We start from the raw sequence: 16,635 nt of genomic DNA on the forward strand, positions 1-16,635 counted from the left end.
ATAAAGTAGAAATAGTATTTATCTACCAATCACCTACATCAGGTTCAATATAAACCCCAGGGTAATCTTTCCCCTTAGCTTTTACGGTCCGAATTACTGAATAATCATACCCATATTCCCCGTACCCAGCTGTGTTGCCAGTGCGGTTTGGAAATCATTCACTTGAGTGGTGGTATGAGTATTTAAAGTACCTGTTTGAGAGGTGGTACTGGCGCTACTGAAAACCCCAGCTTGGCTGACATCAACCGTATTCATATTTCCATCTTGGGTAATGGTGATATTGGATGATGTGACATCCGTTTGTAATACCATCAGAAAATTTGATGTACCAGTTTGCAAAGTAGTCACACTACTCAGGTCAACCAATGTATCTTGCTCAACATCAGCGGTATTATCCGTTCCCGATTGGGTGATATCAATCACACTATTACTAATAAGGCCGTCTTGTTCCGCAGTCACCATATTAGTGGAACCACCTTGATCCACCGCTATCGTACTCAATGAAATAGGTCCATCTATTTGCATCAACTGGGCGTTATTATTGTCTCCGATTTGAGTCACTGTTGCTGTTGTAAAGTCTAAAAAATTACTCTGATTAATATCTACTTCATTCATATTTCCGCTTTGTATAACAGTCGCAACTGTTGAGGAAATATCCCCCTCTTGATCCACACCGATGGAGTTATTATCTCCAGATTGACTTACAGTGATAAAACTCAGGGAAACCTGATCTTCTTGATCTACAAACAATCCATTGTCAGTACCATCTTGGGTGACACTAGCAGAACTACCTGTAACCCCATTTTCCTGATCTACATCCGCCTGATTGCTTATACCTGATTGAACTATGCTTGCAGTAGTCGAATTAACAGCCGAAACTTGGATTATATCGCCATCATTTGAGGATCCCAGCTGTGTAATAGTCGCAGTGGATGAAGTGATATTGCTAAACTGATCGACATCCAAAACATTATCATCGCCAACTTGATTGACAATAATGGTACTGCCCGAAATCACTGTCGACTGTTGTGCATCTGCATCGTTCATATCTCCATTTTGACTACCACTAATAGAACTGTTATCAACGATATCTTCCTGCTCCAATTCGGTTACATTTGAGGAGCCTATCTGGATTGATGTTACAATACTCAAGCTAATCTGGTTATCCTGCCTGGACTCAAATTCATTATCAGTTCCCGACTGGGTCGCAACCACAGAGCTATTATCCACGATATCTCCTTGTGGAACTTCCGCATCATTCATATCTCCCATCTGATTAATTAGTACCAAGCTCTGGGTAACTCCCTGCTCCTGACTGAGATCTGTACTGTTAGAATTACCAAATTGGTTGGTCGTTAAACTTGAAGATTCAACCGTATTTTCCTGTGTGGACTCAGCCTGATTCAGATCTCCCTGCTGATTAATCGTATTATTAGCAGCATTAATATTCATCTCCTGCGTCGATGTCGCTTCATTGTTATCACCAACTTGTATATGGGCAATCAAACTATTGATCGTATTGTCCAGTTGCATCGCGTTCGAAATATTTCCCGCCCCCTCCTGGATAACCACAATCTGGTTATCCATAACAGTAGGATCTACCTGGCTTGAGGCAGCCATATTGAGGGAGCCTTGTTGGGCGACCTCTGTGACATTATTGTCAGCAGCTGCTCCACAGTGAGCTACTGCCAACACCGCAGCAGCCAATAGCTTCATAAATCTCATCGAAAGTCCCTTTCAAAGACAAACTGAATCCAAGAACTTGAGCCATAGCCAATATTCTTGGAAAATAAATACTTCTACCTGAAACCCACCACAGCTACTGAATAATATTTCCCTGGTTACCGGTTCCGACCTGAGAAGCCATAGCCACCTGCCCATCATTTGTTTGTGTCGTGACATGAATATTGGAAGAACCTATCTGGGAGACAGTGGCCAATCCAGTACTTAGTCCCAACTGAGAGACTTCTACATAATTCATATCACCACTCTGGAAGGTGGTAATAGAGGAGAAAAGAGCAAAGCCCTGCCCTACCAATGCCTCGTTGAGAGTTCCATCTTGCTCGACGCTGATAAAGCTTGACTCAGTTAGGTCCCCCTGAAATAACTCGGCACTATTTTCACTCCCAAGTTGATTAATTAGCCCAGTGCTATTAAGCGCAAAATCCTCATGGATTGCTTGTGCAAAGTTCATTGTCCCAGTCTGAGTAACAGCAACAGTTCCCTGTATCCCCCCAACATCCACCTGGGCAGCAATACCCTCATTATTTGAACCGGACTGGATAACAGAGGCACTACCTGCAACAACAAAGTCATCCTGAACCACCCAACCCAAGTTGCCATCGCCAGATTGACTAATTAGAGCCGTACTTTCTGAGACTTCTGCAATTTGCTCCAGAATCGCCTCATTCATCAAACCCGATTGCTCTACCGTGCCCGTGTTCAAATCTGTAAGGGCACCTTGTAAAACCGATGCCTGGTGGGAATCCCCTGTTTGAGTTATCGAGACGGTATTATTGGTACTGGTCGGATTAGACTGGTCCACTGTTGCCAGATGCCCAACACCGTCCTGATCAATATCTGTCGTATTATTGCCGCCCATAGAATGGCCACTGAAAGTGAGCGCAGCTATTGCAGTAACTGAAGTCCAAATTCTCATTTAACTAATCCCTTGTACATAAATTCCACCCCTTCTGTTTAAAGTCCAGGCGTAGCAAAGCATCCCAGAAAATAATCTAAGCCAATTTAAATTAGAGTTAAAAGCCAAACCAGACAGGAGAGAGTCAATAGGAAGAGAACATGCAACTCCCTAAAAAATCGCTCATATCTCAAATATAGGACTGAATAAAACACAAAAGAAAAACTGGGACTTTGCAGATACACGACAACTGCCGGTATTCATACTGATATCGCAAAGCCCCAATGAAATCTATTGAAAAATAAATCCAATATTGGAAGTACCATTTTGCGTTGCGATTGCAGTTTGTGAATCTAGCATTTGCGATGTTGTATGTTGATTCAAATCACCGATTTGAGTAGTTGTCGCCACACTGAGCATATTTCCCTGTTGGAGAACACCGGCAATATTACTGGTGCCATTTTGAAATATGGAGCCCGTAACTGAGGTGGCAGTGATTTGCCCCAACGTCGCATCATTCATTGACCCTAACTGAGTAACAGTTGCAGAGGCAAAAGAAGTTCCCCCAGCTTGCTGGGTAACGCCCATATTCGCAGTACCAGATTGGCTCACTATACCAACACTGGCATCTATACCAGTATCCTGAACGCCGCCACCAAAGTTTCCATCCCCTACTTGAGTCACACTTACAGTACTATTGGCAACACCATTCTGCTGTAGTGCCCCACCAAAGTTGCTGGTACCGGTTTGGGCAATAAGGACCGTACTTGAAGTAACTCCATTTTCCTGATCGGACTCGATGTCATTCATATCGCCTGACTGAATAGCAGTAACGGTAGAGTTAAAAACCCCCATTAATTGCTCACTATCAAAGTTATTCTGGTTGCCAAGCTGATCTGCTGACACAGAGCTAAACTCAACAACACTCTGCTGGGAAATCTGGGCCATATTGTCATCGCCAATTTGATTTAGGATGACATCACTTCCCAAAATATCGAAGACCTGCCCCATTATGATCGCATCATTCATATCCCCAGTTTGATTCACCGCGATACTGGATGCTTCAGTATCAGTCTGGGTGATGGTCATAAAGTTCATTTCCCCAGCTTGATTTAGTTCCTGAGTAGAACCAAGTGACTCAAGTTGCTCCGCTGTCGTATCGTTATTATTCCCAATCTGATTAATTTCCAACGAACTTGACTCAGTCATAAACTGCTGGAAAGACTCAGCCATATTGCCATCACCCTCTTGGTAGTGGGTCATGGTGTTACTTATGGCATCGCTCGCCTGGGTCGATGACGAAGAATTACCATCGCCAATCTGGGTGACATCTATCAGGTTCCCTATAGCCGTAGGGTCAACCTGATTGGCATTCGCTGTATTACCCACTCCCTGCTGATCTATTAACGTCGTATTATTACTGGCCATCGCGATTCCACTCGCTGTGGTCAAAATAACTAACGCAACAGGCTTCAACTTCCTCATAATTCAATCCTTCATTAACTATTCAAGCTTTTCTTGGGACTCAAACTAGAGGGCCTCATCAACAACATCGATACCAATAGGCATGTCGGCGTAAGGCATGCGCAAAATCCAATTTAGCGCCATCCCTACTCCAAACAGCAGTATCCACCAAAGAAGTGTTAAAGCTCGCCAAACCCGAGCGCTGAGGCAATAAAATTGACACAGGCAATTATGCGAACAACAAATCCCAAGAGGAATTGACATGCACTGGCACAAGGTCACTTGCGATAATGAACGACTGAATATTTAGAAACTATTCTCAAATCGCTGATCATGGGCCGACCAACTACTGGGTAAGAGTTAACGATAAGCGGCGATACAGCTATAAGAAGGAAGTGGGGAAAAACTAGGAACAAAGTTTGGGATTAAATTTCTGTGCCACACAGATCAGAACCTAGCAGCACAGAAATCAAAGAACTGACTGCTACTGTAAAATTGTGCCGGTATTACTTACTCCAGACTGTGTCGCTATTGCCGTCTCGGCGGTACCCGCTTGAGAGGTAACATGCATATTCAATGTACCCGTTTGGGATATTGTGGCAACACCCGTAGTGATATTGTTCTGATCAATATTTACATCATTGGAGTCGCCGGTTTGCAACACTGTAGCTCTGGTAAAGAAGGCATTTCCTTGATCCAGCGTAGACATATTCATATCACCAAACTGGTCGACAATCATAGTTGAATTTTCAACCGTAAACACCTGTTCCAGGAGCGCCATATTGTCATTAGCCATTTGCAACAGCTCCATCACAAGAAAGCTAACCGAACCTAGCTGATCCAGGGCTGCGACATTTCCTATGCCATCCTGAGCACCAACTATCAAACTTGAGCTGACGCCTAAGTTTTGATTAACGTCCATTTGATTCATTTGGCCAATTTGTGTGGCCAGCAAAGTAGAATCGACCGTCTGCTGCTATAGAGAAAAACTCGGGCCGACAATTAGAAATATCTCTTACAAAAACCAACTCCTTTACCTACACAGATCGAACCGCACTACTTAGGGAGCCTCTGAATAACTCCGTGATACCTCTGGCATGCATAGCGGTTCACAATCAAGGCGCGGCTTCGCAGGAATGTCTAGACCTTTCAAGAGGTCGCAACGCGGAGTGTGAATCGCTCTGCAAGCCCCGAAGGGCGGGCCTTGAAGGCCACAGCTGCTGCGTTGCAGCTCTTGCAAAGGGCTACGCTATTCGCGGCGAGCTGCGCCTAACATCTGCAACCTTCAAGACCCGCAGAGGCATTACGGAGTTATTCAGAGGCTCCTTAGAAACTAAATCCGCAACATCAAGGTAAGCAGTATCCACCATAATTGGTGGCACGAAATGCTTGAGGAGGTAGCAACGCCAAAGACTGCATCCTTATTTCTCTGAAACTAGATTCATAGCATTAACTGGCTTCAAATTCCTACCAATGCGTCAGAAGACAAGTTGATGGCTCATTCAATACTACAAATATAATCTAAGCCATCCATGGGAATAAAGTACCCAATAACTAGGTATAAAGTTTTACAAAGAATAGAAGTGGCAGGTTTAGTGCATTCAGGGAAGAACCAAGAAAACCAGACATTGAGAACTATAAGAAAGGAATTTTTGGTCGCACTTGGCTTCATACCTTGAGCAACCGATTAAAAGTCGAGATATAAAGCTTATACTAGCCTTGTTTTGGAAATATCTCACTAAACCAACCATAACTTTGCATAACGACTCACCACTCTATCCAAAACAGGTTCGACAAGCCTCTATTTACTGCCACTAAAACTCGACTCCTCCAATATCAATTAGTATGGAAATATTTTGTCTGCCAAGAACAATATACGAATGTGGAATTGGGTAACCAGCCACCAAAAATCATCCAGCAGAATCATGCCAAACCTATCAGCAGATTTTTTACTAGAGATCGAGGTTGCCAACGGCAATGGTATTTTTACCATAGAAAGCAACTCCCAGCCCTTGATAACTCTCAATAAGTAGAGCAGAATGCGCCTCAAATTATCACTTCGCAAGTACCAGCTTTGTCAATCTGCTACTTTACCAAAACCAAACAATCACGAGGCGCACGAAACCTACTGCCTCGTATAGCGTTGTTTTTATTTTTGGTACAAGCGTTGATTCCCACTGGGTACATGCCAGCCTCGATCGCTACTGATGGTACAGCTATCAAACTCTGTCCTAGTGGCGTCTCACCAGAAGTAATGGCGATTATTCATCAGGGACATAATCAAAAGCCATTAAGCAGCGGTACAAAGAGCGAGCAGAATCACCACTCCCATCATCAACATATACACCATGAGATGGCGAGTATGTCAGCCGATAAAGTTGCTGAGAGTACAGATCATGATCACCATGCCGAAGGTAATTGGCAGCTGGACTGCAAGTTTGGTATTGCAAAGCCAAATTCCGAAGTAACATTTTTATCTACCCCTTATCTATCTAGCCTGTCAAAAACACGCTATATCCAGCAGCGACACTTGGCTGAGGAAGTAATCGCCAGCCTACATCGCAAACAGCAGCAGCGCGCTCCTCCCTTCTTCACCTCTTTGTCCACAATTTAAGTCTTTGCTCTTCACTTTTTGGGCTCGTTTACGCCTGCCCAAATCATGAAGCCAGTAAGGCATTCGATATAAGCAAATCAGCTTGCTCGTAGATACTACCAATCTAGTATCAGAGCACCTGTGCCTGCCGCTATATCGTCTGCGTTACAGCATCTAATTTATTTTATCGGCACGCTACATAGCGTTCCGACAGGATACCTATACATGAAAATTACTCGAAAGCTGCTCATCTCCTTAGCACTTATTGCTATCAGTAGCGCGCCTCAAGCTAAAGGCCAAGATCATCAATCCCAGTCAATTGAGGAGGTTGTAGTTACAGCTGATATCGATAATTCACTATCTGCACACTCTGCAAGTGAAGCAATTCATAACCTTCAGCGTGTTCCAGGGGGAGTTGACTTGGTTCGTGCCGAAGACTATTTAGTTGAGTTTACGCAGAGTATTGGTGACGCGCTGAAGTTCACACCCGGCGTTTACGCAGACACTTCAGCGCAGCGTGACAATCGAATTTCTATTCGGGGATCCGCTGCGAATGCTACTTATGAACGCCGAGGAATTACTGTATTGCGTGATGGAGTACCGATTTCACGTGCCAGTGGCAGCACCGAGTATCAAGAAATAGATCCACTATCTATTGACTATATCGAGATCTATAAAGGATCAAACGGCCTTCGTTATGGTGCAGCTTCACTGGGAGGTGCAATCAATGTGGTAACACCGACGGGAGCTACGTCAAAAGCTGGAAGTAATATAAGGTTGGAAAGCGGGTCATTCGATACATACCGAACCAGTATTAACACTAAAGGAAGAAATGACGCTTTTGATTATTACGGTGCGGTAACCAAACTAAATAGCAGTGGATTTAGAGAACATTCCGAAGTCGACAGTATTTATAGCTTTGGTAATGTTGGCTACAAATTTAGTGACAACTTAGAAACTCGCTTTTTCCTAACCGCATTGCAAGACAATTTTGAGCTGGCTGGCTCTTTGACACACGACCAAGCACTAAGCAATCCTGACATGTCGCCAGAATCAAATATTGAACGCGACATGGATCGAAACCTTGATGTATTTCGCTTATCAAATCGAACAGTTTTTGCACTGGATTCGCTCACTATTGAAGCCGGGGCTTGGCTAGCAACAAGATATTTGGATCACGCTATAACACCATATGCCGGCATCATTGAGCAAAGCGGAATGGAGTTTGGTATATCTACTGATATTACTGGTGATTTCCAACTGGATATCACTGATATTTCCTGGGTTATAGGTATAACCCATGCTGAAAGTAACAATGAGTCAGAACTGTTTGCGTACTCTGAGGGCCCTTTTAGCCCAACACCAACTGCCAAGAAGGGGGATTTATCAAGTAAAGATGATCGGAATGCGACGAATACTGTCATCTATGGACAGCTAGACTTTTCCCTAAGCGAGTCACTTAACCTAATCGCAGGAGCTCAATATATTAGTAGCGTCAGAGAAAACTAAAATATCTTTAACTCTGACCCCGCTCAGGATACGGGTGGACCGGAAGATGACACCGGTAAGTTGAGCTTCGAAAAATTCAATGGGCGTCTTGGTGTTATTTATACCCTACAAGATGAAAATCAGCTATACGCTAATGTGAGTGAAGGTTATGAGCCACCAGGAATAACTGATCTAACTTCGGGTGGAGCGGATCCATTTACAATTCTTGATGCACAAGAGTCATTGACTTTTGAGGTTGGCTCTCGCGGGCAGAAAGGTATTGTAAGCTGGGACGCATCTATTTATCACAGTGAAATTAGCAACGAATTTGTAGACGTTGGGCAGTCCGGGTTTAGCGGCGAAACAACAAGTACAGAAAACGCAAGAGGTAACACACTACACAAAGGTGTCGAGCTTGGTCTCGATATACAAATAAATAAGAATATTCTCTGGCGGAACATCTATAACTATAACGACTTTTGCTTTGATAATGATCCGGATAGAGGGGATAACAAGTTACCTGGAATACCTCAATCAATCTACGCCAGCGAATTGAAATACTCGAGCAATGGCAGGTGGTATGCAGGCATTAACTTGCGACATATTGCCAACGGAGCCTACGTTGACTACGCCAACACTGAAAGAACTGCGGGATATGAATTAATTGGCATTATTGCCGGTATCTCGATAAACGAAGCGATCGACTTATTTGCATCTGCGGAAAACCTAACCGACGAAAAATATATCTCAAATGTGTCAACAGTATCAGATCTTAGTATGGCTTCCAGTAATTCAGTTTTTACTCCAGGTCAAGGTCGCGCCTTCTATGTTGGTGTCAGCACTAACTTTTAATAGCCCCTCACAGTAGGAAATACATAAGCGAGGTAGCTTGATGAAACTGCAATTCATTAGATGGCACAGATTCCTAACCTGGATAGCTTTTTTTGGTGTTGTAACTTGGTCTTTGTCTGGAATATTCCATCCAATAATGGCTTGGTTTGGTCCGCAAGCCAAAAATACAATGCCACCCACGTTTCAAGCCAATGCAGAGACCTTATATAAACTTGAAAAAATTGTTGACAAGCTGCCTATTGAAAGGGTGGCTATCGCTAAAGTTGTTCCTTCAAGTGAGGGTAATCTACTGCAGATTACAGAAGCTGATAACAGTCCAAGGCGTTATTTCAACCTTGAAACTGGAAGTGAGTTGTTTGATCATGATATAGCACAAGCAAAGTGGCTCACATCTCATTACTTGGACTTACCACAAGAAAATATTATTGATGTTAAATTCAAGGAGAGCTTTAGCACTGATTACCCGCGAGTTAATCGCCTGCTGCCAGTTTATGAGGTGACCATTGCCGCCGACGATAATTTACTCAAAGCTTTTATCTACACCGAAACAGGTGCCTTAGCTGCTTTAAACAATAGTTTTAAAGCCAAAACTCAACTATTTTTCAGAGCGCTACATACCTGGAGCTGGCTAGATACTACCGGCCATGGGCGTGTGCTCACTGTTGCACTATTTATGTTGACGCTTGTAGTGATAGCTTCAACGGGACTCTATCTGATTTTTGCACTCCCCAGCCGCAAAATTCCGAAGTCTAATCGACGCTGGCATCGCCGCCTCGGCTACCTACTTTGGCTGCCATTACTTGGCTGGTCAGCAAGCGGGTTTTATCATTTATTACAGGCAGAATACATACAACCCATTTCAGGCTTGCGACTGCTTGAACCTGTGCAACTGGAAAACTTTGCAGTTGCGGAAAGCGAGATGGCTCAGTGGCGGCATAGCATAGGGAGTAGCATTCCTAAGAAAGCGCATTTAAATGCTATTTCGCTCAATCAGTCCATCGATAAAAAACCACTTTATCGACTTGGAATTAGCGTTCCGATTGAAGAGTCAATGTCCAATTACCAACAGCGTAAAGCACGCTTTGGCGGACTGCCTCTGGAAAGATCATCAGCTTTAATCAACGCTCAAACAGGGGAGAAAGAGTCGGTTAAGGATCAGGACTTGGCCAAAGAACTAGCTCTACAATTCATCCAATCTAATAGCAATACAATCGACAATAGTAAAATTGATGAAATCAAGCTGGTTACACACTTTGGCCCAAACTATGACTTCCGCAATAAACGATTACCAGTTTGGCAGGTCGACTTGAACGACCCAGCCGGTAGCAGGTATTTTGTTGACCCAGTAACAGGTATTTTAGTTGACCAAAATCGAAAGATTGACCGATTGGAATCACTTTCATTTTCACTGCTTCACAAGTGGAATTTTTTACGCCCATTAATAGGAGCTGAAAAGCGTGACATATTGATTGTAATTACATTACTCGCCTTAATTGCAATGTCCTGCTTTGGATTGGCTATTTATTTAGCACGCAGAAAGCCAAGAGCTAGGAGGGTTGGTTCCAGCCTACCCCCACAGGAAGCGTCTGGCTACATTAAAGCCTCGAATTAGAACTAGCTTTTTCTCAAGCAAAACTCTCGGTCAAGAGCAGCCCCTGCGCCCAGGATCTACCCTTGACTGAGAGACTTATAGGGCAGAATAACCCAAAGGCTATACACGCCCCCTTTTAAGCTCAAGTATTAACCACAATTATCGATAAAGGTGTTTTTACTGTCTCGAACTGACTTTTATCTTAGCTAAAAGTTTCTACAACAGCTTATTTTCCACATGCAACCTTGACACCAACGAGCACTAAATCGTGTTCATTGCCGATCTGGCGAGACTCTCTAACTCGGCAAAAGCCGCCGTCAAGACCAACATAAGGCCCTCTAAAGTAAATAGCGGCTATTGAGCCCAGGGTTAAGCACACACAACTTAAAGCACACCCTGGCGAGCACATCTGCGCAGTCGGCGAGCCTTTACGATGCGGAAAACTCTGATAGATCACCATACATGTAATATCCACCATTCAGAATCGAAAACGAAAGGAGCTGATTAACACAGCAAATAAGCACGGTAATAGAAAGTCTGAAACTAGCCCACGTGTACGATGGTAATGTAGAGAAACTGGTTAATTGATAGTGGGGAAAAAGGAGAGATGGTGGGTCGTGCTGGATTCGAACCAGCGACCAATTGGTTAAAAGCCAACTGCTCTACCAACTGAGCTAACGACCCCCAGGATGGTTGGACTAACTTGGTAATGGTCCAACTTGGGTTGTTTTTACCTTCGCGCAGAAGTGTAAAAACTGGATGGGTTGCCTTGGGCATCCCTGTCGAAAATGGTGGGTCGTGCTGGATTCGAACCAGCGACCAATTGGTTAAAAGCCAACTGCTCTACCGACTGAGCTAACGACCCTTTTCGATGCCTCGTTGTGAGGAGCTGCGTATCTTACGGATCTATTTCGAAAAGACAATACCTAACTCGAAAAAAAATCTAACAAATTTAAGGAGTTAGGTATTTGTTCAAAAAATTGGCGCCAACGGCCAATTAAGGTGCGTAGACCGTGGGGTCCTCCAGGCCGGCCTCTGTGAAGCCGGCAGCCCTCAGGCGGCAACTGTCGCAGCGACGGCAGGCAGCGCCATCTGGCAAGGCTTGGTAGCAGGACACAGTTAAACTGTAGTCCACCCCTAAGCGGGTTCCTTCGGTAACAATATCCGCCTTGCTCATGTCCATCAGCGGCGCACGTATAGACAGCTTGTTGCCCTCGACACCGGCCCTGGTAGCCAGGTTGGCCATCTTCTCGTAGGCCTCAATATATTCCGGGCGGCAATCCGGATAGCCGGAGTAGTCCACGGCGTTCACACCCACAAAAATATCCTGGGCGCCCAGCACCTCTGCCCAGCCCAGGGCAATAGACAGGAATACCGTGTTTCGCGCCGGCACATAGGTCACCGGAATACCGGAGGTTTCCTCTTCGGGTACTTCGATAGAGTCATCGGTCAACGCCGATCCGCCGATTGAGCGCAGGTCGAGCTTAACCACCTTGTGCTCAACGGCCCCCAAGTCCTTCGCCACCTTCTGCGCAGCCAATAGTTCTGCCTCGTGACGCTGGCCATAATCGAAGCCCAAGGCGTAACACTCGTAGCCCTCAGCGCGAGCCATGGCCAGTACGGTGGCTGAGTCCAGGCCACCGGATAGCAAGATTACTGCTTTCTTTGCTGTCATTTTTTCCTCTTTTCTTGATGTGGCGCAGCGGCGCTTTATACGCCGGGGATGTCGCCCCACAACAGCTTGTGCATTTGCATCTGCATACGCACCGGTAACCCATCTTCCAGTATCCATTCAGCTAGCTGGCGCGGCTGCAGCTGCTCGTAACTGGGGGAGAAAAGCACTTCTCCAACCCGCTCAGGTATGCGGTACTGATCCAGGGTGAATCGAGCCCAGTCGTAATCCCCGCGATCACAGATCACAAACTTGATCTGGTCCTGGCGAGTGAGTACTTGCATATTCTCCATACGGTTGCGGTGCTGCTCCCCGGAGGCCGGCGTTTTCAGGTCGACTACTCTCGATACCCGCTCATCCACTTTATCCACAGGCATTGCGCCACTGGTCTCGAGGGACACCGCATAGCCCGCATCGCAAAGCGCCTTCATCAGGGGGAAACAATTGGGCTGGGCCAGGGGCTCACCACCGGTAACGCACACATGACGAGCGGAATGGCTTTGCACCTGCTGCAAAATCTGCTCCAGCGTCATGCGCTCGCCACCGTAAAAGGCGTACTCGGAGTCGCAATAGGTACAGCGTAACGGGCAGCCCGTCAGGCGCACAAACACCGTAGGAAGGCCACTCTCTCGCGCCTCTCCCTGAAGGGAGTAGAAAATTTCACTGATTCTGAGTGATTCTTTGGAAAGATCGGTCATACACACCCAACACAAAAACGCCCGAGTGGCACATGCCACCCGGGCGCGGGATCATAGGCTTTTTCTGCTCAAAAAACCAGCGATGGCAGTCAGTAGCGGCTGAAGGCTACTGGAAGTTCTCCTGCAGATACTTCTTCGCCAAGTTCGATGCTCTGGCATCACTGGCTGCCACCTGCTCCAGCAGGTTGCGGGCTTTTTGCTGGTCACCCAGCTGGTGATAAACAGTACCCAGCTTGTAGCGGCCATCCCAGACTTTACTGGAATTCGGGTAACCGTCGAGGAGGGCTACGAACCACTCCCGAGCCTCTTCCAGGTTGCCTTGAACCAGTGCAATCTCACCCAGCCAGTAATTCGCATTCGGGGCGTACTGACCATTGGGGAAGTCCTGCAACAGGCTTTTGAACTCTTCACTGGCTCCGCCGTAATCGCCATTGCGGGCCAAGCCAAAGCTGGCCTGGTAGCGGTCGCGTTCGCTCTTGCCGTCTTTCGGGCCCTGGGGTTTAGGCGGCATTGCTGAGCCCCCCTGCCCTTGCATGGACGAAGCACCGCCTTCAGCGGTAGACGGCGGCTGAGCCGCTGGCTCTGTACCACTCAGGCGCGCAATACGCCGGTCCAGATCCATATAATCTTCGGTGCGCTGCTGTTTGAGACGCTTGATCTCATGGCGCAACTCTTCAACTGTGCCACGCAACTCCCGCACTTCCTGCTGCAAAACCTGCATTTGATAGTAGGCTTCGGCCTGGGGATTGCCCTGGGCTCGGGGTGGTGACATACCGGCGCGGGCGAGCTGTGTCGGAGCACTGCTTTCCACTTCATCGGTATAAGTAATGGTCGACTGGTCCTGGCTTTTAGAAGACAGGTCTACAATCGGGGCCTGGGAAAATACCGGCGATGCCGCAGTCATTACTGCTGCGGCGATCGCTAGTTTTCTAATCGTTAAAGCCATTGGCATCCATTTTTACGATTAGTTAATAACAACGCGACGGTTCATCGCACGGGCAGATTCGTTAGAACCCATTTGAGCCGGACGCTCTTCACCGTAGCTGATTACTTCCAGGTTAGCTGCGTCTACGCCTTGCAGTACCAAAAAGTCGCGAACGGCATTGGCACGACGCTCACCCAGAGCCAGGTTGTACTCGCGAGTACCCAGTTCGTCAGCGTGGCCTTCCAGGCGAACAGAACCGGCAGCAGCGCGCATACGGTCAGCGTGACGGATCAGCAGCTCACGGGTTTCGGGCTTCAGCAGGGACTGGTCGAAATCGAAGTAAACTACGTTTTCAAGAGGTGCAACTGTCTCGGTTGGCGTGGTATCAAAATCGGTGGTTTCAACCGCAGTTTGATCTGCCTGGTCCAGGGTCTCCTGGCTGCCTTCGGTGGTGTCAGTGCTGCTACAACCAGCCATAACTGCCAATACACAGGCTAACCCAAGGCCTGTTTTTACTGATTTCAACATAAGCTACTCCGCTTTATATATAGTGTTATCGAAAATCCTGAAAGATTTCTACTTGCTCTAATTCACACCCTTCGCTTAAGCGCGTCGGGCACCCCCGCCTTATTCAAAGTACGGCGACCAGGCCGGTTCACGGACATCACCCCTCTGAGAGGGCAGGTTGTACTTCACCCCGGCATCCAGCGACACCGCTGCCAGAATACCTTTATCCCCACGTTTGGTAGCGTACATCAACATGGCCCCATTCGGTGCGATACTAGGGGATTCGTCCAGCGTAGTCTCCGTAAGGACACGCACTCTGCCCGAGTTGATATCCATCGTAGCGATGGTAAATACGCCCCTATTACGATGCACCATCACCAGTGTCTTTCCATCGGGAGAAACACGGGGCCGCGCATTGTAATCGCCATCGAAGGTTAAGCGGTCGACTTGACCAGTGGCAAGAGTCAATTGGTAAATTTGTGGCTTCCCTCCCCTATCGGAGGTGAAAACCAGTGATTTACCATCTGGCATCCAGTTCGGCTCGGTATCAATGGAAAAGTGCCTTGTCATTCTTGTCAGCTTATTACTGACCAGATCCAGCACGTAGATCTCCGGGTTGCCGTCCTTGGAGAGCACCATCGCCAATTTGGTTCCATCCGGGGACCAGGTCGGCGAACTGTTGATGCCCTTGAAGTTAGTTAATTGCTTGCGCGCACCCGTGCGCAGGTTCTCGCGAAAAATTGCCGGGCGCCCGGTTTCGAAGGAGACGTAGGCGAGCTCCTGGCCATTGGGGGACCACATGGGAGACATCACCGGCGCGCTAAAGCGGCGGATCTGCTTGGCGCGAGCACCATCGATATCCGCACGCATCAGCAGATAGCTGGGCTTGCCGCCACGAGTCTCTTCCTGCACGTATACCATTTCGGTGGAGAAGGCACCGCGAATACCGGTGATAGCTTCAAAGATCTCATCGGCGGCGCGGTGGGCGATATCCCGCAGCTGGGTCTGGCCGCCACGCACTTGCTTGGTGAACATCTTGTGCTGGCCGAAAACATTGACCAGATCAAAAGTGAGCAGGTAACCGGTGGCCTGCGGCTCAATGCGGCCGGTCACAATATACTCGGTGCCGAGGATACGCCAGTCGCGGAATACCACGTCTTCCGGGGCCTTGGGGAAAGACAGCATGTCTTCCTTGGGCACAGGGGAGAAAAGGCCACTGCGGCGAAGGTCTGAGGAAATAATCCCAGAAACATCTTCTGCCAGTACCCCGCCACCAGACCAGCTAAATGGGGACACGGCAATCGGTGTGGGGTCATCGATACCACTGGTGATATCCACCACCAGCTGGGCACGGACACCCAGGCTCACCGAGGCGATTGCAATAATGACGACTGTCTTGAGTAAACTCTTGATCATTGGCGCAGATCTTCGACTTTAAAGTTCAAAATGGTTGTGCGGACTTCCCGCTCGAATATCACCGGTTCCTTTTGGGCCAGCTCGGCCACTTCGGGAAATACCTCCACCTTTTTAATGGCGGTCAGTACCGAGCGATCGAGGGCAGCGTTACCACTGCCCTCGACGATATTAGTTGCCACCACCCGGCCAGTGGGGACAAAGTTTATTTTTACCTTGGTAAGCATACCGTTTCGGGCACTGGGTGGGCGACTCCATACCGCCTCAATTTGCTGCTGAATTGCCTGCCCCACTGACATTACTGCCACCTCGGCCTCATTCGCATCCAGTAGCTCCTCTTCATCCTGAAGAGCTTCATCAAAGGAACTCTGGCGCTCTTGGGCCAGCTTCTCCTTCAGCTCTTTTTCTTTGCGCGCCTTTTCTTGCTGCTCTTTCTCGCGACGGGCTTTCTCTGCCTGTGCCTTGCGATCAGCTTCGACTTTCGCTTTGCGTTTCTTTTCCGCCTCGAGCTTTTTCTTCTGCTCCAGGGCTGCGCGGCGCTTACGTTCGACCTCAGCCTTACGTTTTTGCTCCGCCTCGCGCTCAGCACGCTGTTTTATTTTATCGACCTTTTTCGGCAGTTTCTTCTTCGGTGTTGCCGCCTCAATCGTCACCAGCTTAGCCTGCACAAACTTTGGCATCGGTTTTCGCTCGGGCATACTGCTGGCTTCCCAGCCGTAGGTCATGGCAGCTATCAACGCCCCGTGTAACACGAGGCTGATGATGATCGCCAATGCATAAAAGCCTTTATTCAC

General features: G+C 47.4%; 14 protein-coding genes and 2 tRNA genes. 4 read left to right on the top strand and 12 right to left on the bottom strand.

Going from position 1 to position 16,635, the window contains the following annotated elements:
* Positions 1 to 93: 93 nt before the first annotated feature.
* The 4 genes from ACJJIR_RS18055 to ACJJIR_RS18070 all read right to left on the bottom strand — a co-directional run bounded on the left by ACJJIR_RS18055 (position 94) and on the right by ACJJIR_RS18070 (position 5,024).
* Positions 94 to 1,725: a hypothetical protein gene (locus tag ACJJIR_RS18055; protein ID WP_444906384.1), complete on the bottom strand. Its 1,632-nt coding sequence runs from the start codon at positions 1,723 to 1,725 to the stop codon at positions 94 to 96.
* A 94-nt stretch (positions 1,726 to 1,819) separates the two neighbouring features.
* A complete protein-coding gene (locus ACJJIR_RS18060) occupies positions 1,820 to 2,659 on the bottom strand; it encodes a hypothetical protein (RefSeq protein WP_444906385.1) in 840 nt (279 codons plus the stop codon).
* Positions 2,660 to 2,929: 270 nt separating this feature from the next.
* Entirely contained in the window at positions 2,930 to 4,123 is a 1,194-nt protein-coding gene (locus ACJJIR_RS18065) for a hypothetical protein (protein WP_444906386.1), read from the bottom strand.
* A gap of 463 nt (positions 4,124 to 4,586) precedes the next feature.
* On the bottom strand, positions 4,587 to 5,024 hold the full coding sequence (locus ACJJIR_RS18070; RefSeq protein ID WP_413664422.1) for a hypothetical protein: 438 nt from the start codon (positions 5,022 to 5,024) through the stop codon (positions 4,587 to 4,589).
* Positions 5,025 to 6,464: 1,440 nt separating this feature from the next.
* Here ACJJIR_RS18070 and ACJJIR_RS18075 point away from each other — a divergent pair.
* From ACJJIR_RS18075 to ACJJIR_RS18090, 4 genes are all read left to right on the top strand, one after another.
* Positions 6,465 to 6,716, top strand: a complete 252-nt coding sequence (locus tag ACJJIR_RS18075) for a hypothetical protein (RefSeq protein WP_444906387.1) — start codon at positions 6,465 to 6,467, stop codon at positions 6,714 to 6,716.
* Between the two features lie 204 nt (positions 6,717 to 6,920).
* The gene (locus ACJJIR_RS18080) at positions 6,921 to 8,204 is read left to right on the top strand and encodes a TonB-dependent receptor plug domain-containing protein (RefSeq protein WP_444906388.1); all 1,284 of its coding nucleotides are present in this window, start codon (positions 6,921 to 6,923) and stop codon (positions 8,202 to 8,204) included.
* Positions 8,205 to 8,264: 60 nt separating this feature from the next.
* Positions 8,265 to 9,035, top strand: a complete 771-nt coding sequence (locus tag ACJJIR_RS18085; protein WP_444906389.1) for a TonB-dependent receptor domain-containing protein — start codon at positions 8,265 to 8,267, stop codon at positions 9,033 to 9,035.
* A gap of 40 nt (positions 9,036 to 9,075) precedes the next feature.
* Positions 9,076 to 10,647, top strand: coding sequence for a PepSY domain-containing protein (locus tag ACJJIR_RS18090; protein ID WP_444906390.1), 1,572 nt, complete (start codon positions 9,076 to 9,078; stop codon positions 10,645 to 10,647).
* Between the two features lie 587 nt (positions 10,648 to 11,234).
* Here ACJJIR_RS18090 and ACJJIR_RS18095 read toward each other — a convergent pair.
* From ACJJIR_RS18095 to tolA, 8 genes are all read right to left on the bottom strand, one after another.
* Positions 11,235 to 11,310, bottom strand: a tRNA-Lys gene (locus tag ACJJIR_RS18095).
* 105 nt (positions 11,311 to 11,415) lie between these two features.
* Positions 11,416 to 11,491 (bottom strand) — tRNA-Lys (locus tag ACJJIR_RS18100).
* 132 nt (positions 11,492 to 11,623) lie between these two features.
* Positions 11,624 to 12,301 (bottom strand): 7-cyano-7-deazaguanine synthase QueC, encoded by a 678-nt coding sequence (queC, locus tag ACJJIR_RS18105; protein ID WP_282934224.1) that lies wholly within the window; start codon positions 12,299 to 12,301, stop codon positions 11,624 to 11,626.
* Positions 12,302 to 12,336: 35 nt separating this feature from the next.
* Entirely contained in the window at positions 12,337 to 12,996 is a 660-nt protein-coding gene (gene queE, locus ACJJIR_RS18110) for a 7-carboxy-7-deazaguanine synthase QueE (protein ID WP_444906391.1), read from the bottom strand.
* Positions 12,997 to 13,102: 106 nt separating this feature from the next.
* A complete protein-coding gene (ybgF, locus tag ACJJIR_RS18115) occupies positions 13,103 to 13,942 on the bottom strand; it encodes a tol-pal system protein YbgF (protein ID WP_413664416.1) in 840 nt (279 codons plus the stop codon).
* 18 nt (positions 13,943 to 13,960) lie between these two features.
* The gene (locus tag ACJJIR_RS18120) at positions 13,961 to 14,449 is read right to left on the bottom strand and encodes an OmpA family protein (protein ID WP_282934229.1); all 489 of its coding nucleotides are present in this window, start codon (positions 14,447 to 14,449) and stop codon (positions 13,961 to 13,963) included.
* A gap of 99 nt (positions 14,450 to 14,548) precedes the next feature.
* Positions 14,549 to 15,844, bottom strand: coding sequence for a Tol-Pal system beta propeller repeat protein TolB (gene tolB / locus ACJJIR_RS18125; RefSeq protein ID WP_444906392.1), 1,296 nt, complete (start codon positions 15,842 to 15,844; stop codon positions 14,549 to 14,551).
* Positions 15,841 to 16,635 (bottom strand): cell envelope integrity protein TolA, encoded by a 795-nt coding sequence (gene tolA, locus ACJJIR_RS18130; RefSeq protein WP_444906393.1) that lies wholly within the window; start codon positions 16,633 to 16,635, stop codon positions 15,841 to 15,843. Before tolA ends, tolB begins: the two co-directional genes overlap by 4 nt.

The sequence above is a fragment of the Microbulbifer maximicatervae (SeqCode) genome, assembly GCF_052467385.1.